Raw genomic sequence first — 18768 nt, 5'->3', positions numbered from 1 at the left:
GCTATCCCCGAAGGAATAACCCCGCTCGACTTGCATGTATTAGGCACGCCGCCAGCGTTCGTCCTGAGCCAGGATCAAACTCTCCATAAAAGTGGTAAGCCCGAAGGCTTGGCCATTTTTAAGAATTCGCTTATTAGCTCATTCAAAAAACTAGCTTTGCGAAACGTTAGTTTCGCGATTTATGACCATTTGACTGGTCGCTCATTGTTCAGTTTTCAAAGAACAAATACTTTGTTTATTTCCCTCTGGCTCAATGACCCAGAATCAGATCTTACCATACTTCGAAACATAATTGCAAGCTTTATTTTTCAACTTGTTATTTGTTTCGTTCACCGCATCCCGTATCTCTCAGCGGCGGAATTAGAATATACCATGATTGTCTGCACAGTTGCAACAGGTATTATTTGACATCCCATATATCTCATAGAAAGGCGCGCCTGCGAGAACAAGCGCGCCTCCATCCTAGCTTTCAGTACTGCATTATTTCCACTCTTCACTGCTTTGAAACGGCATATGACGCGCTTCATCAAATTTAGGGAATGGCAGGTAATCATTAATACCCGGGACAGCATTACCGCGCAGCAAGAATGCCGAAGGCCACTGCGGCACTTTAATTAACGTGCTGGTTGGAATATAGCGAATCGTTAAGCCGCAGCGACGCAGCGGGGAGTGGTTAGCTTCCGATCCGTGAATGATGCTCGGGTGATGAACGGAAACGCCGCCTGCACGCAAGATGAGATCCACCGCTTTGTCCTCTTCAACCAGCGCAGGATCCACTTCGGATTCCAAAACATTCGCCGTTGTCGTGTTGGTTTTCATTTCTTGAAGCTCCATCGTTTGCGTGCCCGGGATCACTCGCAGACAGCCGTTCTCAGGCAGGGAGTCGTCGACTGCGAGCCACAATGTGACTACATTCATCGGTTCCAGCGGCCAGTAGCTGCCATCTTGATGCCAGAGAACAGGGCGGCCATCGAATGGCGGCTTACTAATATAGTGGGAAGCGAACAAGGCGATATCCGGACCAATATACTGCTCTGCAATATCGAGCAGCCGATCATCGCTGACTAGACGCAGCCAGAATGGATCATCCGCCAATAGCGTATGACCCAGGTTCTCCGGGCGAAGTCCCGGGTTCTTCTCCATCAGCCACTCCACATGCTGCTGGGCTTCATGAATCAATGATGCATCGAGAACATCCGGATAGACGGCATAGCCATCACGATCAAACTTTTCTTTTGCCAGCTTTAATTGATCTTGGGACATTGCTGGTTCCTCCTCATGAATTTGAATAACTGCGTGGATTAAGCTTCTTGTACTGCTTCCAGATAAATTCGTTCATTAAAGCCGCCGCGTTGTGCGGATTTCTCCGCTCTTATCGTTTCTAATTGCGCCGCGTTGAAGCCATGGACACTTGAGAGCGCATGAAGGAGTTCAAGGATATCGGCCAACTCTTCAAGGGCACTCTTGTTATCCTCCGCTTCCATGTACTCGCGCAGTTCCTCCGATAATTTAAGGCGCAGTTCTTCGTGATAAGCAGCTTCATCCAGAATACGAGTCGTGCACGTCTTGCCGTTGTTTGCGATGATTTCCGGAATTCGGTCGCGAACAAGCTTATTGTATGTAGGCATACAAAGGGCTCCTTCTTTAGGAAGTAATTCTAATAAATTCCTCACTTCGAGCCTATTATACCGTGATGATGACACAGATTAAACAGATTCCGGATAAAAAACACCAGCTTCGCAAGGCTTGTGCCCCATGCGGATTTCCCAATCACTGCGTACGATAAAACATCGGGATTCCATCGCGGGAGGAACAGACGCATGAAAGTGGTTGTCACAGGAGGGGCCGGGTTTATCGGCTCGCATCTCGTAAGAAGTTTAATTGCGCGCGGAGCGGAAGTCCATGTCATCGACAACCTCTCGTCGGGTTCGGCGGAACGCGTACATCCGAAAGCAAGCCTTCATATAGAGGATATTCGATTCGGTAGAGCCAAACGAATCATCACGTCCGTCAAGCCGGATGTCGTCTATCACCTCGCCGCTCAGGCAGATGTACAGCGTTCTATCGCACATCCAAACAGAGATGCTTCTATTAATGTCGGCGGTACGATTAATATGCTTGAAGCCTGTATACAAGCCGGCGTTCACAAAATGATTTTCGCCTCCACATCAGGGGTATACGGCAATTTAGAACGGGAGCGTATCACCGAACAGGATCCCACGGATCCCATTTCATTCTACGCCATGTCCAAGCTGACAGCCGAACGATATATTCGCCTCTATAGCCGATTCTACGGGCTGGGCTATACGATTCTTCGCTACGGCAACGTATACGGCCCCGGTCAAACGGCCAAAGGCGAAGGCGGCGTCATTGCGAATTTTATAGAGAGAACGGTAAAAGGTTTGCCGCTCGTGATCAACGGAGAGGGACTTCAGACAAGGGATTTCATCTATGTAGGCGATATTGTCTCGGCAAATTTGGCGGCGGCGGCACTCGGAGATCACGAAACTCTTCATGTAAGCACGGGGCTCCGAACGTCTATCAACCATTTAGCTGAGCTGCTTCGAGATCTACACCCCGATGAAATCGAGGTACTGTATCAACCGGCGAAACCGGGAGATATCATGCACAGCTGCTTGTCATGTGAGCGAACACGGCACATCCTACAATGGGAGCCGATTACCGGCATAGAACGAGGAGTCGGTGAAACGTACCGTTTCTGGACCGAGCCATGAAGTGAACCGAGCAGACTGCATGTGCGGCAAAATAATAACAGCCTCGTTCTTCACTCTGAAAGCGTTCAGTGTGAAGAAAGGGGCTGTATGATTGTCACGGTGCATATACGGAACCTTGAAGGGTGTACGGACCTGTAATCCGCGCACGTGTGTCATTAGAACGCACGGTCAAGTAGTAGCGCCGCTGCGGAATGGTTCCAACGAACGTCAGCTGCTCCTTCGATCTTCCTTTTGCAAAACAAGATTCCATATTCCAATAAACAACCACGCCATCCGGGCTATCCTCACGCAGCATGATCTCCATCTCGCCCGAGTCCCAGCTCGCTAGATCCGGATTCTCCCACCCCACCTCAAACCGCAGCACCAATCGGTCGCCGGGCGCTACGGAATCAAGCCATATTGAAGTGAGAACAAGCTGCTCTGGGCCCACGAGGATAGGATCGAAGCTGCCGACGTCTGCACTGCTTTTATCCGAATATTTCATACCGCACACTTCCTTCCGATTCCTTTAGATGGTTTGCAGCATATGCAAGAAATGTTGCCCATACTTTCGAGGTGAAAACTCCATATGCACAAAGCTCATTGCTTCTGTGCGTATTCGTTCTCGCAGCTCCGCGTTCTCCATCAGTTCGCGCGCTTCCCTCAGTGCCTCAGCAATATCGCCAAGCGTATAATACTTCCCCGTCCTATTGTGCATGATGGAGCTGGCCACGCCATCCGAATCGGTCGTCAGCACCGGACATCTGCAGCTCATCGCTTCTAGGACCGCATAAGGGGCTCCTTCTACTTTGGAGGTGGCACATAAGAACCCTCCTGAATCTCCGATCATCGAGAACCAATCAGGCATTTCGGTATGAGGAACATTAGACCTCACGGTTAAGAGTCCTGAAATTCCAAGCTCCCCTACAAGCTGTTCGAATGATAACCGTTCTTGCGGATCTGCCAAATGGGGATCATGGAACATCCACAGTCGTAAGCTCGGATAAGTAAGCGATAATTGATACCCAATCTGCAGAAACTCGCGCCAATTCTTGTTATCCTCCAATCGACCAAGCCACGCAATGATTGGAGATGCATCTGTCAGGAGCGCGGGACGATACGAGAACGCAGCTGCGTCAAATGCATTATTGAAGTGAAACTGCAGCTTATTCGGGAACAAGTCGCGAAATATCGCGGCAATATGCGGTGTGCGTGGATGAAGCAGCGCTGAAGCGTGACTCTGAATAACCGGCGAGGCCGCCGTAAGCGCCTGTCTCGCATCTTCTTTGGGGCCATAGCCTTGAATCTCGTAAATAAGCTTCCCATAATAACCGAGCATCCGGAAACGAGTGAGACTCTTATGGTCCGTCGTGACGATTATGGCTTCGTAACCGCCTGCATCGATCAGCTGTTTAATCGCAATATCGCTATCGGTAATGCGTACATCCGAGGAATCATCCCTATTTTGCAGACCGGCCCCCCACTTGTAGTACAGGCAATGCCCATACACTCCGATTTCCCGCAGCGCCTTGCACCTTATTCGGTTCAGCGTGTCCATGCCTCCGCTTGGCAGGTAGTAGACAAACAGCACCTTCAACGGCTTCATCCCCTCCTCCGTCCTCAATCCAGCCGATCAAAATCCTTCTCCGTTAATGTTGCAATCAGCGTACCTTTATTATGAAGTACGGCTTTAATTCGCATCGGCTTATGCGTCGAATAATTCGTAACAATCAGCAGACTGAACGGTGCATAGTTCGGCGCTAATGGAGGCAAATCAATTTGTTTCCGCGCTTCCATCTCCTGCAGCGTCTCGTAGAATAAAGTCCCGTTATTATAGACGTGCACGAGGCAATCAAATACGTCATCGCCGTCATTGACGATGGACCATGAAATGAACTCAATATACCGACAATCAATTCTCGCAAAAGCAGCGGCATCCAGCCGAAATATAGCCATGAACTCCCTCCTCCGCACGTCTTTCTTCTATTATCGTATGAGCAGCAGATCCAAACGCAAGGGCCAAACCGCCCCGGTCAGCCACCCAAAAACAAGGGTAACGCAACCATTTGTCCAAGCAGATTCCCTATCACTAGCATTAACTAAATAGAGTCTATCTACGAAAGGAAGGATGTGTGGACGATGCAACTCATAGACTTGAAGGGGAGCTACGACGCCATCTACAGCCTTGGCGATCTTTGTTTGCCGGCCATCCAAATGGAGCTTAACGAGATTCGACCATTCGCAGGTCCGCTGGACTGGATGCAATCGCAGAACCTCTCCGATGTCACCCGACTGCTTCGAAACCGTTTCGCCCGCTTCATGGATTACAGCCATTTGGAGGTCATCAGCAAAGCAAGCGAGAAGCTGTATTATGTCAAAGAGACCGAATATAACGTGTACTCGAATCACGACTTCTACACACACAACAATTTTCCGCCGGAATTGAACGCGTACCCGGAGGTGAAAGCCAAGTATGACCGCAGGGTTGCCCGCTTCCTGGAAAAAGCCGCTTTGAGCGACCACATTCTATTCATTCGTACCGAAGCCACCATGGAGCAAACGAAGGAACTGACCGACGTTCTCTCTGCTATGGTAGCAGGCAGCTATCGCCTATTGATTGTGAATCACGCGCCGGTGAGCGGTATCGTAGAGCAGCATTGGCCATTGCCGCATGTATGCGCCATTCAACTGCCAGATGAGGAAATATGGCATGGGAACGACCTGCTGTGGAAAGAGATTTTTCAAGGAATTGCGCTCCATGAGGAGTAAAGGAGAAAAGGGCATCCAAATCGGATCGCCCTTTTCTTGTTACGGCTTATGTTGATTATCGACCATTGTCGAGAGTACAGGCCAATCCGGCAGCTTATAGCCGCCGTTCGCTCGTCTAAGTCCGGCTAATATTCGGTTCCACACCTCATAGTCCACCATGACCCCGGGATCCGGCGTTTGGTCGGCAAATATACGGTTGTACAAATCGCCTTTCACCATGAATCTCTCATTCGGCATAGGTGCCCTCCTCACTTCTCGACCGTTACTTCTTCATAACGGATTGATAGACGTCCAGTACCCGCTCCATCATCTTATCCATCGACCAATGGGCGGTGCCCCATATTCTTGCGTTATGCCCAAGCTGTTCTCGGAGACTGTCGTTTGCAAGCAGCAGCCCCAGCTGTTCAGCCAGCTTAACCGAATCCCGCACGGGGGAGATTAAACCTGTCACTTCATGCTCGACCATCTCAGGCAGTCCGCCGGCCGTCGATACTAAGGAAGGAAGCCCTGCCACCTGCGCCTCCATCAAAGAGAAGGGCTGATTATCTTGTATGCAGGAATGAACGAAAATATCGGCTATCCGCAGCAGCCCCGGAATATCATCCCGAACACCCAGAAACAGCACATCCTGCTGGAGTTGATGAGCTGCCGTCAGCTGCTCAAGCTCTGCCCGCTGTTCTCCGTCTCCCACGATCCAGCACACCCAATCGCGGCGTGTCCACTTCAGAATGCCCAGCGCCGCGATGAGGATGTCAATTCCTTTGACGAATGAAAGGCGTGCGGGGCATATGATGATTTTCTTACTTGGCGGGCGCTGCATCGTCGTTCCTTTTCTTGCCTGCCGCTCGAAGGCGTCGATGTCCAGGCCATATGGAAACACCTTGATTCGTTCTTCCGGCACTCCGAACGTGTTCATTAGCAGCTGCTTCTGCCAGTTATTCGCCGTCACCGTTACATCGCCCGAGGTCGCCCCGTAATGCTCGATGCCGTTAAAATAATTCCAAGCCGGCGAGTTCTCCGCAACGCCTAACTGAGGGTTTAGTCGATAGTTCATCGTCACTTCTATCGCAACGGAGCCATGGACATGGGCTACAAGTGCCGTCCCCTTGGACTTCACCCGTCTAAGTGCTCTAGCGGCGAATATATCATGGGTATGGATGATGTCGTATTGTTCGAGTCCAAAATACGCAGCAGCCAGCTCCAAATAATAGCGCTCATATTCGCAATGCATCACATAAGGGTCCACGTGAATCTGCGGGACACGAGACGCGCTTAGCTTGGCGGCGATCAGAGGGCGCAGCGCTTCTTTGGCAATCTCCTTATTCAGGCCCGGCATATGCACTTTATCAGGAGCGGTGCCGAGCAGGTCCACTTGATGTCCCATCAGCTCAAGACGCTCTTTCAGCTGCATCATATACTTCCACACGCCGCCAACATGCGGAACCTGCCAAAAGGTGGCCAACAATATCTTCATGCTGTCCTCTCTCCCTGCATCCGTCAACTGCCGGGATAGCTGCTCCGGCGCGGAAGTGGTCATACGTTGTCGTAGTACCATCGTATGTTCGAGACATTTCTGGAGGCACGACGGTTGGACCCCGTCAATGATCCAATTCGTCAATGAGAGCGAGATTTAGAGAGCCTTGTTGCTGGCTTATGATAAAAAAACCTGCTTCCCATAACGGGAAGCAGGTTAGATAAAAGCTTATGCCTCGAGCAATTTGTAAATCACTTTCGCGCTTTCGGCGCGTGTTGCATGACCTTGCGGCTCGAAGCTGCCGCCATTCTTGCCATCTAGAAGGCCCAGTTCCTTCGCCGCCCCGATCGATGCTGCAGCCCAGCTGCTGATGGCGTTCGCATCGGAGAAGTTCTTCAGCTCTTCAGCTTGATTAGCTGTCCCCTTGCCGTGCTTCACTTCATACGCACGCATGAGCATGACGGCCATCTCTTCACGTGTAATCGTGCCGTTCGGCGCGAATGTTGATGCGCTGCGTCCGTTCACGATACCCGCTTCAGCTGCCGCTGCCACGAAAGGCGCGTACCAAGCGCCGGCTGATACGTCTGCGAATGCAGCCGACTTCGTCGCTTTGAGCTCCAGCGCGCGAATAAGCAATGCAGCGAACTCAGCACGGGTGATGCTGCGATTTGGCTCGAAACGATCCGCGCTTGCACCGTTCATGATATGCTTCGCCGTTAGTTCGCTAATCATCGAAGCTGCCCAGTGAGACGCGGACACATCGGAGAAGTGCTTCGTAAACTCAAGTACAGCGTAGCTGGAGAAGTGCGAAATCCGGACGGTCATTGTGCCGTCAGCATTCAGCTTTCCTCCAACAAACTCAAGTTGACCATTATCTGCGATATAGTAGACTCCGATCAATTTCGCATTGGCATTGCCGTTCACCTTGAAGGTAAGGGTAAGCGGTTCTGCAAACTTGCTCAGTACTGCTGTTTCCTTGCCCTTCGCATCTACAAGCGCGAGACGGAAATCGTAAATTTCCGATGCCGCATGTAGCTCTGTTGTGCCTTCTTGCTCGGCTTTAGCCAGAAGTGCTTGTTTAGCTTGCTCGCTTAGCGGCTGCATATGAAGTGAAATTTGGCTGCCGCTTCCGTTCGCACTGCCGCCTTCGCCTTGCTTGACCAGATCGTTCAACACGTCAGTCGGAACACCGATTTTAACGCCGCCTTGGTTCACTTCCAGTGATTTGTTGCCAAGAAGCTCTGCCGTATTCACAGGTAGAAGCAGCTGACTCTTCCCTTCCGTATGGATGGTTACTTTGTCGCCTGCTGCTTTGCCGATTACTTCTTTCAATTGTGCTTCTGTACGTCTATCTGTACCTTTATCTGTTTCGCTAACGGTTCCTCCGGAAGTACTTGACGGAGGCGGCGAAAGCTCGCCTTCTCTTGTAATCGTCAGCTCCAGCGTCTTCGTCGCTTGGCTCGCACGTCCTGCATCGGTATACCACGGAAGTGCCAGCGTCTCCGCGCTTGGCTCAATATGCAGCGTAAAGTTGTTGGCGCCTACTGCAAGCGGCAGGTTCTCGACAAGCACATTTCCCGCTGCATCCATATCAGCTGCATCAATTGGCTGACCGTTAATGGTAAAGTTCACGCCATAAGGCACGTTTGCTTTTAGCGTAAATTCTTTCTCGGACGTTGTGAATGCAATGTCATCGCCGTAGGAGATACGCGGCATCGTCACGATCATCGGCATATCCACCCAGCGCAGCACGTAATCGTCCACAACCATCGTGTTGCCGCCTTGGTTCTTGATCGTCAGCTGCATATTCGTATCCGTCGAGGAGTAAGCGTAATTGCCTGCATCCTCGGTATCATTGGCTTTACGAGTATGGGAAGTCAGCGCCTCCGTTGACCATGCCCCGCGTGTATATTTGTATTGAATGGTTTTGCCGGCCATCATCTTGAAGCTGTATTCCACCACATCGCGCGTCGTTGCACCGCTTGGCACATTCAGCTTGTTGCCCGATGCATTCCAGCCGTTAAGATCGCCTGCCAAGTAAATATCATCTTGAACCGGCGTGTAGCTTGGCAGATGAACGCGCAGCTTCACATCCACCATAACGAGTTTCGGCGTAACCGACTTCTCGTCGGAATAACCGCGATTATAGGCGCTATCCACTGCTGCCACTTTGTACGTGTACGCCGTATCATTGCTGACCGTAAAGTCCACATACGATGCAGCCGTATTGTCTACAACTGCAATGCGCACGAAGTCCGTGTCCGCTTTCTTGCGATACACCTCATAATGATGCGCCGCTTCCTCAGACGTTGCCGCAGTCCAGGTCAATTGAACACGGTTCGACTCTGTCATAATATCAGCGAGCACAGGTGCTTCCGGTGCCGTTGTGTCGCTGCTATCTGCGTGTACATCAACGCTCTGCTGTTCGGACTCCGTGAATGTATCCCCGTTATCGCTGGAGACTTTCGCGAAGTAATAGTAAGCACCTGACTCGATCGGCTCAAACGCTGCCCAATATATTTTCTTCCCGTCTTGTGTGTCCTGCTTATAGCGCAGCTTAGTTTCTACCGCATCAGATTGGCTTGAACCTTCCTTGTAATAAGCAAGGCGTGCAATCAAATTCGGCGCTTCGCTGCCTGCATAAGCTGCGTTATCGGTAAGTCCCGGAATGTCGATGGTGACTTGGATTTCGGAGGTCTTGTGACCTACGCCGAGCGTAACCGCATCCGATTGCTTCGTAATCGTTACCCCGTTCACTGCAAAAGAAGGCGTCGCCGATGCATACTCGCTCAGCAAACTCTCACCACTGCCCGTAACTGCAGTCACGGTGTAGTAGTACTTCTTCCCGTTCTCCACGTTCACATCTGTCCATGTGTTGCCTTCTGCTTGGCCGGCCAATTCCAGCTCAGCACCTTCGATTGCCGCACGGTACACATTGTAGCCCGTTGCACCTTGAACAGCATCCCATGTTAGCGCAACCTCGCAGTTACCGCCGACGGCTGCAACATTCTGCACCTGCGGTACTGTAACAAGCGCTGTCTTGGAGGTCATCATCAATCCGCTCATCGCTTTCACTGTAAGTGCGATGGAGCCACCTGTGACCGTACCTTCAATCTCACTGCCCAACTGATCAGCTAGTGTGATGCCTTCAGGGAGGAATCCAGCTACATTAGCTTCGATTGTCACATCTGTCGTTCCGCGATTCACAACGACAAGTCCTGCTTGGCTGTCCGTCTTGCGGGCATAGGCAATTACATCGCCTTGGTTGTAAGCCGTCTTCAGCTCGCCTGTACGGAATACTTCATTATCCTCGCGGATGTTGGCTGCTTTCTGATACGTATCAAATAACGCTGCGTACTTGCCTACTCCTGCATATTCACCGTCGGAACCCGTAACGCGTTCCCACGGGAATGTGCGGCGTGAATCCGGATCCTTCGTGCCCGTCAAACCAACCTCATCGCCATAGTTGATCGTAGGCGCACCCGGATAACCCAATTGGAAAATCGCCGTAAGCGCCTGCATCTGGAGGGCTTTGTCCGATGCATCAGGCGCAATCGCCAAATGCTCCTCTTCCCACTCCGGCTTGTCATATTTCGTAATGGAGCGAATCGTATCATGGGAATCCACGAGGTTCAGCATCACTTGCCATGCCTCTAACGGGTAATCCTCGCGAATGGATTCCAATGCATCATTAAACTGTGCTGCGTTACCGCTGATAATGAAGCTTTGCAGCGCACCGCGGAAACGGTAGTTCATAACGGAGTCAAACTGATCCCCAAGCAGGAAGCGAGTTGCAACGCCCCACTCTTCGCCGAGAATAATCGGGTCCGGAATCGTGTTGCCGTTGCTGTCTACGCGGCCGGCTGTCGATTTCACCGCTTTGCGGAATTGCTGCCATGTACCTGAGGACACATCCGGCGCAACGTCAAGACGCCAGCCGTTCGCGCCCATCCACTCCCAGCGCTGCGAGTTCGCATTTTGCATCAAGGCATCTGCGTCCTCGTCCGTCTTGCCGCTCAGGTCGTGACCGATAACGAGATCGCGATAGCCCTGCACGTTCCACTCATGGTTACCCTGCAGTGCATCGTTGTCACCGTCCGCTGCTTGCGGCGCATCGATAACCGGCAAGGAATCGTACCCCCACCAGCCTTCATACTTGTAGTGACCGTCTACTTGCTCATTGGAAACGGTAAACCACGTGGTAAAGTCAAAATCATTCGGATATGCATAGTGCTCCCCGGTAGCAGGGTTGATCTGTGCCGTGAACGCATCGATTGTCTGCTGCTTCGCAGCTGCTAACGTTGCGTCATCGTTATTCACTTTGTCGTACACTTGTGCCCAGAACTCGTAAGCGCCGATCTCCGGATACTTCTCATACCGGTCAAAATAAATGGAGTCATCGCCGACATGGTTGAACACGCCGTCCACGATCAGCTTGATGCCCATCTCGCTTGCTTTCTTCGTGAAAGCCGTGAACACACGGTCGGAAGCAATGCGCGTTGCTTCATAATCAAGTCCGGAAGCCGGATTGCCCGGTGTATTGTAGACCGGCTCGCCGAACATCGGATCCAGATGCTTATAATCCGTCGCATCATATTTGTGGTTCGAAGCCGCCCAAGCGACAGGGTTGAAGTAGATGACATTGACGCCAATAGACTTCAAATAGTCGAGTTTCTGTGATGCACCTGCAATGTCGCCGCCATAGAACTCATTCGTCCATAGACCATCGGATTCAGCCTCCGGGAAATACGGTTGCTGCTCAGGCGTTGTCCGATCCGGATTCTCAGGCACGTCATTCCATGATCCCCACACTTGATCGGATGCAGGATCATTCGATACGCCGCCATCAAAATATTGCAGCTTATGACCGTTCTTTGTTGTCAATTTCTCGCCCGGAAGAACTTCGCCGCCGCGATAGCCGTCCACGATCTTAGCGCGGTTGTTGGAAGAATCCCCATCTAAGAAACGATCCGGGAAGATTTGATAGACGACCGCATTCTTCATCCAATCCGGCGTCTTGAAATCTTTGTCATACACAGTCAAATCGTAAGGAAGAACGCCTTCATCCGCAGAAGCACCGCTGCCGCCACGCGATCCATCGTCGCCGTATTCCACTTTCGCAGGACCGTCGATCAGAATGAATTTGTAGCCCCAAACGCCGATCCCTTGGAACGCAGAAGCCGGGATGGTTACTTCCCAATAATCCTTCTCGTCAAAAGAAGTCGCTTTGCGCATATCGAACGCCGAAGCCAGCCCTTGCGGGTTGCTCAGCTCGACGCGCACCACTTGTGCGTCGCCCGCTTCTGTCGCGATGCGGAGCGTTACCGCCTCGCTGCCTTCTTTGATCGCGCCGAACGGCTTCTTGTACGTAACCGAACGGGAGTCAAATACCAGCTTATCGCGGTGAATCATGCCGTCGAACTGGCTGTCCGCCGGTTTATAGTCCGTCGTAATCGTGCGATCCGCGAGAACGGTGGTGAATGTCACATCCGCAGGATCCAGCGTTTGCAGCACGAAGTTGTCGCCGCCTGCACCGTAGTTGTTCGCATCCCAGTTATTGCCTTGCACGACTTTCATTTCATAGCGTGCAGCCGGAAGGGAGCGTTGCAGCTTATAAACCGAGCCGTCGAAGTTATAATCTACGAACAGCTGCTGCGCTTGATCCGGTGCCCATTCGGATTCGCCGAACACGGCTTGAATGCTGCCAACGAGCCGCGGCCATTCCGTGGAACTTAATGCCGGTGTATACTGCTGTGCACCGGCTACGCCTGGCAAGCTGATACGCACTTGACCTAGGTCATCATTAAGATAGAAATTGACTTTCGTCTGCTCCGTCAGTGTAAATTCGATATTATTGCCGCCGTTGGAGTAGCCGTCCCACGTGCCTTGGTGCACGACTTTAAAGGCGTATTGACCTGCCTCCAGCACGGTGGAGTACGCGTAAAACTCACCAACGAGATGCTTCATCTGCGTCACGGCGGAATCGTTGCTCCAGCCTTGGAAGGAGCCGACTACAACCCACTTGTGGTTGCCGCCCGGCTGCTCTACGAAAGTATCCGCTTGAATCGCGGATTCAGTTTCAGTGACAGCGTTTGCATTTGCCTGCTGTGGAAAGATACCTACAAGTTGTACCACCATAAGTATGGATAGAAGAAGTGCCCACATGCGAGTTTGGCGTTTGCCTTTCATGGTTATCATTCCTTTGCCTCCTAAGTTAAAATGACTGACGATGCTGTGCCTCTTGAGCTGAGTAGATAAAAACATGAAATTTCGCGCAAACGTTTGCGCAATTGCCCATAAAATCCCCTTTCCGCCGATAAAAAGAGCTGTCTCCAGAAGGAGGAGATAGCCAGGGTTGTTCCGCTTCGCATATCGAAGACCGGAAAGCATTTCCCTTAATTTAGCGATAATCAGTGTAGATCACTGCTTTTATCTTAGTATGAAAACGCTTTACAGTCAATGATATCCATTAAGGAAAATCATTGGCGAAATTCGCAGCGTGCTTCTTATCCATGTGGAGATTCGCGCAATCGTTTGCGCTTTAGTCGTTTTCAGTGAGTATTACTGAATATAACTTCATTGTCACTGCTCCGTTTCAAGCTCAGTTGGATATGGAATGAAATCCCGATCAATCATGTTAAAATTTCATGAAGCGTGTTGTATATTTATACACGTTGTCATATAATTATCCGTAATAAGATTGTGAGGGAGGATCATTAATGTCACTCGTAGTACGCAATGTAGAGTTTGGGGACGTAAACGGCTTAGCAGCCTTAATGCATAATTATATCGTAGACTTCTATAAGAAGGCATGGCCGGGAGATCGCGTTGTTCGCCAATTGATTCAAACACTGCTCGAGAAACAAGAGGGCATTCAATTCGTAGCGATTAAAGATGGAGAAACGGTGGGCTTTGCCACGCTCTATTTTACATATAGCACCTTGAAAGCCGAACGGATCACCGTAATGAACGACCTTTATGTTATGGAGCCCTATCGAGATACGCAGGTGGAGTCGCAGCTGTTCCTCGCCTGTCAGCGTTATACGCATGATCTCGGCTATGCTCGCATGTCGTGGATCACCGCTAAGGATAACACCAGAGCGCAGTGCTTCTTTGACAAAATGGGCGGCGTGCAAGATGAGTGGGTCAACTATTCGATTGGATAAGGTGGAACGGCAGTTCCCTTCCTGTGCGTTGAATTCGTGCATATCGTAAAAAAAGCCGCACCCCTCAACCGGGATGCGGCTTTCTTGATTCTATAGGGAGATGAAGGCACCGCCGGCGTCTGCCGACTTCTGTTCTGCTTCGATAATATCCAGTGTGCGCGCTGCGCTCTCCGGCGTGCATACTGTAATTGGCTTATCATTTGCCAACGAATCGATGAAGGAGCGAATTTCGAAATAGTAGCCCATATCATCGGACAGCTCAGCTATGAAGCTTGGCTCTTCGTTTGGATTAACCTTCACTTTATTGTCCGCGAAGATGAGGTTCCCGCCTTCGAAATTCAAGCGGTAGTTCATTTCAAAGCCGAAATCACCACGGAGCGTCCAATCCGCTTGTGCATTCAATACGAGACCGCTGTCGTACACATAGTGCGTCGACACGATATCATAAGCGCTGCCCGGAATAACGTTGCGAGCCATTGTGGAAACCTTATCCGGAACGCCGAACAGCCAATGAACCATGTCCGTGTCATGAATATGCATGTCGAGCAGACAGCCGCCGCTCTTGCTGCCATCAAGGAACCATTCAGCCGGCAAGCCTGAGCCGCGGAAGAATGAGCCGCCAAGCGGCTTACCGTAACGTCCATCCTCGATGCACGCTTTGGCATATTCATAGGCCGGCCAGAAGCGCAGACATTGACCGATCATCAGTTTCTTGCCTGTGCGTTCCGCAGTTGCTACCATTCGCCAAGCATCCTCAGCGGTGCGAGCAATCGGCTTCTCACACATCACGTGGTAGCCTTTCTCCAGCATGCGGATCGTAATATCGGCGTGCAGCCCTGTCGGCAGCGTGATATCGATCATATCCAGATCTTCATTGGCGATCATATCTTCAATACTGGTATAGAGATTGAACGGATCAAGGTTATACAGTTCCTGATTCGTCGCAATATTACCGATTGCTTTGCCGTCCTTCAATTCCTCGATAAGCACATCGCAAATCGCCTTCAATTGCACCGGCGCGCCTTCTGCCATAAGCCGTGTATAGTTGTCAAAATGCATACGTCCCATAAAACCAAAGCCGATCAGACCTACCTTAATCATGCTGCTTCCCCCTTATTAGTTGTTGCCTCGTCCCAGGATGGCATCCATCGCACGGGATGTGTTGTAAATGATTTGCTCGCCATGATGCGTATATCCGGGAATCATCTCTGCGATGACATAGTTGTTATAATCGATGGCACGAAGTGCCTCCACTACTGCAGGATAGTTCACATCGCCGGCAAGCAGATCAACAAACCCGTGCAATCCGCCGGCTTGTCTGCGGTAATCTTTGAAATGCACTTTTTTGATCCGGTTGCCCAGAATCCGTACCCATTGCTCTGGATATCCGTTAGCCACGACATTGCCCACATCAAAGTAGGAGCCGACATAATCGGAATTAACCGTATCGATGAACGTCCGAAGCTCGAGCGGGGAAAGCAAGAACTTGTTCCACACGTTTTCGATGCCGATCGACACTCCTGCAGCCTTCGCATCAGAAGAGAGCGTGCTGATACATTCAAGCGCGCGTTCATAAGCACGCTCGTAGTCCACTACTTCACTGTCCGGAATGAAATCAACGCCAACTGCTCCTGGAATAACCAAGATGGTATCGACGCCAAAAGATGCCGCAAGCTCCAATTGCTTGCGAGTAATATCCATGGCTTTCGTGCGGTTAGCCGCCGATTCACTTGTCATGGAATAGGACCAGTAGAGACCTGTAGCAAGACCGCAAATTTCAAGATCAGCCTGCTCCAATTGAGACTTGATATCGCGAACCTCTTGCTCTGTAGCTTCCAGACTAAGCTCGCCTGTTTCGTTCAAGGACAGCTCGATTCCTTCGAAGCCTGCGTCTTTGGCAATGCGTATCGATTCGGCAATTGTCGTCCCTTGTGGAAAAGACCAAATGTTAACACCCTTTTTCATCCGGCTTGCCTCCTAAGTCATTTGTATTTTTCCTGTTTATTGCGTAGCTGATCATTTATAATAAAACTGCCAACAATAATCAAAGTATAGTAGATATGACGAGAAAAATATTTAGCGTAAACAGATATAATTTGAACTTTTCCGAGATCATAATCGGTGAAGAAGAGTGAGGTTCGATCAGATGGAGCAGCTGCATGCGGAAGATCGTCATCAACTTGCTTACGCCCATTATCGCGAGTGGTCGCCAAGCATCCATTATGCCAAATATCAAAGCCTGCCCCCCGGGAAACTGCCAAGGCGGCGGCTCTACGACTATGAGATTCTGTATGTCAGCCAAGGCGAAGCCGCGACGACGATCAGGGAAACGCGCTACGAATGGAAGGCCGGCCAGCTGATTTACTTACCAGCGGGTTTGTTTCATCAGAATGAGGTTGTCTCCCAGCCAAACGCGCAATTTCTCGGCATCCATTTCGACTACTTCGATGAGCTTGAGGTAGGCTCCGACGAGGATATGGTTGTGAATGAGACGCATCCACTTGCGGAGAAGTTTTGCCGCGAGGCTATGAACGAGACCTTCCCGCCGCTATCGGAGCAAATTATCTATACTCCCTCCCTGCTCTGTGTACAGCTCATGGAGCAGTTAGTCGAGGAATTCACTACGCGTCCTCCCGGATACGAGCTGGCGTGCAAGGCGCTGATGCTGAACATTTTGTCACAGCTGCAGCGTTCCAGATCCACGCTCCATCAGCGTGCTGCCGATACGGTTCACGGTCAGCGTCTCTTGTCGCTCATGAAGCAGATGGAGTCATCGTTATCCGAGTCGTGGAGCAACAAACGATTGGCCGATTCGCTGCTCATGAATGAGGATCACGCTGCGAAGCTGTTCAAACAGGTCGCCGGACAGCCGCCCGGCGAATTCCTGCGCTCTATTCGGCACCGTGAAGCTCGCCGACTGCTCCGCGAAACCGACTTGTCCGTCGAAGAAGTCGGCGAACGCACGGGCTGCCCCGACATCCACTACTTCAGCCGGCAATTCCGCAAGCAGGAAGGGCTCTCGCCAAGCATGTACCGCAAACTCTCGCGGGTATTGTAGGGGGACGAGAAGCTGAGTGCGCGAAAATGGAATTCTCAACGCCGAAACTGTATCGAAAAAAAGCTGAGAGTTCAGAAAAGTAACTCTCAGTCTCCACACTAACCAATCTGCACCCTCACAGGATGCTGAGAACACGAAAATGGAACTCTCAGTGCCGAAACTGCTTCGAAAAAATGCTGAGAGTTCAGAAGTGGAACTCTCAGTCTCCGCACTAACCAATCATCACTTTCACAGGATGCTGAGAGTGCGAAAATGGAACTCTCAGCCTCCACATTAACTGTCGTTTGCTGGTTTGAGAACTAGTTCGCTGTTGGTGCTGGGGCTAGTGCGAGTGCGGTGTTGCGCAGGTACTGGTGCGGATGTTGGTGTTGGTGTTGGTGTTGGTGTTGGTGTTGCGATTGAATGATGCTGTTGGTGGCGTTGATGCTGGGGTTGGGGTTGGTGCTCCTGCTGACAATTGGTGCTGGCGGCGATGAAGTTGGTGCTGGCGTTGGTATCGGTAATCGTGCAGTGGTGGTGCTGGCGTTAATGCTTGGGATTGGACGATGTTGGTCCAGGTGTTGATGCTAGTGGTGGCATTGATGCTGATGCTGATGCTGATGCTGATGCTGGTGCTGCCGTTGGTATTGGCAATGGTGCTAGTGACGGCGGTGGCGCGGAACGCTAACGAACCGTACAGGCCTTATTCGGGCGAAATTGGACCGCATATTAATCTAACGAACCGTGGCGGCCTTATTTTAGTAAAGTGGGTTGAAATGAGCCTTTTCAACCTAGATAAGGCCTGTACGGTTCGTTAGAATTTCAGCACCCATCATTTGGGTGAAATAAGACCTCTGTGGTTCGTTAGAGCTTCGGCGGACCTGGACGGAGGCCAGGGTCGCGGCGCCACTCCCAGCTGCCACACGAACAAAAAAACTGCCCCACAACCCGCGAATGCGCGCCATTGGGACAGCCTTGATTCCAACTATGAACCGTTGGCACCGCTGGTGCCCTCGGGATTATTCTTCGTACCTTTGCTCGTATACGGCTTCGGCGCGCTCTTCTTCCGATTCTCGGCAGCCTGCCAGCGATTCCAGCCTTTCTTGCCTGTACCGCGGCCTGTACCGCCGCCTTTACTCTTCGCCATGACTAGCCTACCTTCTCGAAAGCGAAGCCCAAGTGCTCTCAAGCCACTTATCGAAATCTGCTTCTTTATCGCCTTCATAGATATCGTACACGTCGGATCTCATCTTCTTCAGCTTCTCTTTGAACTCTTCGTAGGTGTGGCCATCCGGCAAGCTCTTCTTGATCCGCACCAGAATCTTGTTCACGCCTTTGACCAGCTCGCCTGTCTTGCGTGCCGGCACTTGCACGTCCTCGCCAAGCTCCTTCAGCACACGATGGGCTGCAGCCTGTACTTGATGCGTCATATCGCTTTGCGCAATCCGCTTTAGCAACAAAGTTGCCTGCTCGCCGCCCAATTGTCCAAGCTCCTCAACAGCACGAAGGCGTTCACGCCAGTTCGATGTACGACCAGCAGCCTTCTTCAACTCTTCATAACTAACGGGTTGTTCTACTACTTCTTCTTCGGTATGTTCCAATTTCGAT

Annotated in this window: 17 protein-coding genes and 1 rRNA gene; 5 read left to right on the top strand and 13 right to left on the bottom strand. The window is 51.2% G+C overall.

Annotated elements, in window-relative coordinates:
• From BLW29_RS30230 to BLW29_RS30220, 3 genes are all read right to left on the bottom strand, one after another.
• Window positions 1-90 (bottom strand): 16S ribosomal RNA (locus BLW29_RS30230); the annotation flags it as partial.
• Window positions 91-480: 390 nt separating this feature from the next.
• Window positions 481-1263, bottom strand: a complete 783-nt coding sequence (locus BLW29_RS30225) for a phytanoyl-CoA dioxygenase family protein (protein WP_090986691.1) — start codon at window positions 1261-1263, stop codon at window positions 481-483.
• Between the two features lie 38 nt (window positions 1264-1301).
• The gene (locus BLW29_RS30220) at window positions 1302-1628 is read right to left on the bottom strand and encodes a nucleoside triphosphate pyrophosphohydrolase (protein ID WP_090986689.1); all 327 of its coding nucleotides are present in this window, start codon (window positions 1626-1628) and stop codon (window positions 1302-1304) included.
• Window positions 1629-1820: 192 nt separating this feature from the next.
• Between BLW29_RS30220 and BLW29_RS30215 the strand changes: the two genes are divergently transcribed.
• Window positions 1821-2735 (top strand): NAD-dependent epimerase/dehydratase family protein, encoded by a 915-nt coding sequence (locus BLW29_RS30215; RefSeq protein WP_090986687.1) that lies wholly within the window; start codon window positions 1821-1823, stop codon window positions 2733-2735.
• Window positions 2736-2829: 94 nt separating this feature from the next.
• On the opposite strand, the gene BLW29_RS30210 is transcribed toward BLW29_RS30215, so the two are convergent.
• Genes BLW29_RS30210 through BLW29_RS30200 form a run of 3 tightly spaced genes read right to left on the bottom strand, consistent with a single transcriptional unit; the run spans window position 2830 to window position 4670 of the window.
• Window positions 2830-3219, bottom strand: coding sequence for a hypothetical protein (locus BLW29_RS30210; protein WP_090986685.1), 390 nt, complete (start codon window positions 3217-3219; stop codon window positions 2830-2832).
• 24 nt (window positions 3220-3243) lie between these two features.
• Complete coding sequence (locus BLW29_RS30205) at window positions 3244-4320, bottom strand: glycosyltransferase family 4 protein (RefSeq protein WP_371264831.1); 1077 nt, start codon at window positions 4318-4320, stop codon at window positions 3244-3246.
• 14 nt (window positions 4321-4334) lie between these two features.
• Window positions 4335-4670, bottom strand: coding sequence for a hypothetical protein (locus BLW29_RS30200; protein WP_090986683.1), 336 nt, complete (start codon window positions 4668-4670; stop codon window positions 4335-4337).
• A gap of 183 nt (window positions 4671-4853) precedes the next feature.
• On the opposite strand from BLW29_RS30200, the gene BLW29_RS30195 reads away from it, so the two are divergent.
• On the top strand, window positions 4854-5483 hold the full coding sequence (locus tag BLW29_RS30195; protein ID WP_090986681.1) for a DUF1796 family putative cysteine peptidase: 630 nt from the start codon (window positions 4854-4856) through the stop codon (window positions 5481-5483).
• A gap of 39 nt (window positions 5484-5522) precedes the next feature.
• On the opposite strand, the gene BLW29_RS30190 is transcribed toward BLW29_RS30195, so the two are convergent.
• From BLW29_RS30190 to BLW29_RS30180, 3 genes are all read right to left on the bottom strand, one after another.
• Window positions 5523-5720: a hypothetical protein gene (locus BLW29_RS30190; RefSeq protein WP_090986679.1), complete on the bottom strand. Its 198-nt coding sequence runs from the start codon at window positions 5718-5720 to the stop codon at window positions 5523-5525.
• A 25-nt stretch (window positions 5721-5745) separates the two neighbouring features.
• A complete protein-coding gene (locus BLW29_RS30185) occupies window positions 5746-6957 on the bottom strand; it encodes a glycosyltransferase family 4 protein (RefSeq protein WP_090986677.1) in 1212 nt (403 codons plus the stop codon).
• 228 nt (window positions 6958-7185) lie between these two features.
• Window positions 7186-13155, bottom strand: a complete 5970-nt coding sequence (locus tag BLW29_RS30180; RefSeq protein WP_090986675.1) for an S-layer homology domain-containing protein — start codon at window positions 13153-13155, stop codon at window positions 7186-7188.
• A gap of 521 nt (window positions 13156-13676) precedes the next feature.
• On the opposite strand from BLW29_RS30180, the gene BLW29_RS30175 reads away from it, so the two are divergent.
• Window positions 13677-14123 carry a GNAT family N-acetyltransferase gene (locus BLW29_RS30175; RefSeq protein WP_090986673.1) on the top strand — a complete coding sequence of 149 codons (447 nt, stop codon included), beginning with the start codon at window positions 13677-13679 and terminating at the stop codon, window positions 14121-14123.
• A 90-nt stretch (window positions 14124-14213) separates the two neighbouring features.
• On the opposite strand, the gene BLW29_RS30170 is transcribed toward BLW29_RS30175, so the two are convergent.
• Both BLW29_RS30170 and BLW29_RS30165 read right to left on the bottom strand, forming a co-directional pair.
• Window positions 14214-15224, bottom strand: coding sequence for a Gfo/Idh/MocA family protein (locus BLW29_RS30170; protein ID WP_090986671.1), 1011 nt, complete (start codon window positions 15222-15224; stop codon window positions 14214-14216).
• A 15-nt stretch (window positions 15225-15239) separates the two neighbouring features.
• A complete protein-coding gene (locus BLW29_RS30165) occupies window positions 15240-16088 on the bottom strand; it encodes a sugar phosphate isomerase/epimerase family protein (RefSeq protein WP_090986669.1) in 849 nt (282 codons plus the stop codon).
• 181 nt (window positions 16089-16269) lie between these two features.
• Here BLW29_RS30165 and BLW29_RS30160 point away from each other — a divergent pair, with 181 nt between their 5' ends.
• Both BLW29_RS30160 and BLW29_RS30155 read left to right on the top strand, forming a co-directional pair.
• Window positions 16270-17181: an AraC family transcriptional regulator gene (locus BLW29_RS30160; protein WP_090986666.1), complete on the top strand. Its 912-nt coding sequence runs from the start codon at window positions 16270-16272 to the stop codon at window positions 17179-17181.
• Between the two features lie 569 nt (window positions 17182-17750).
• Complete coding sequence (locus tag BLW29_RS30155; protein WP_090986664.1) at window positions 17751-17978, top strand: hypothetical protein; 228 nt, start codon at window positions 17751-17753, stop codon at window positions 17976-17978.
• Window positions 17979-18145: 167 nt separating this feature from the next.
• On the opposite strand, the gene BLW29_RS30150 is transcribed toward BLW29_RS30155, so the two are convergent.
• Window positions 18146-18307 (bottom strand): DUF3934 family protein, encoded by a 162-nt coding sequence (locus BLW29_RS30150; RefSeq protein ID WP_090986662.1) that lies wholly within the window; start codon window positions 18305-18307, stop codon window positions 18146-18148.
• A gap of 7 nt (window positions 18308-18314) precedes the next feature.
• Window positions 18315-18761 (bottom strand): HEAT repeat domain-containing protein, encoded by a 447-nt coding sequence (locus tag BLW29_RS30145; protein WP_090986660.1) that lies wholly within the window; start codon window positions 18759-18761, stop codon window positions 18315-18317.
• Window positions 18762-18768 lie beyond the last annotated feature (7 nt).

The sequence above is a fragment of the Paenibacillus sp. CF384 genome (assembly GCF_900106745.1).
Lineage (GTDB): Bacteria > Bacillota > Bacilli > Paenibacillales > Paenibacillaceae > Paenibacillus_Z.
Note: the sequence above shows the minus strand (reverse complement) of the source record. Positions and strands in the feature narration are given on the sequence as shown.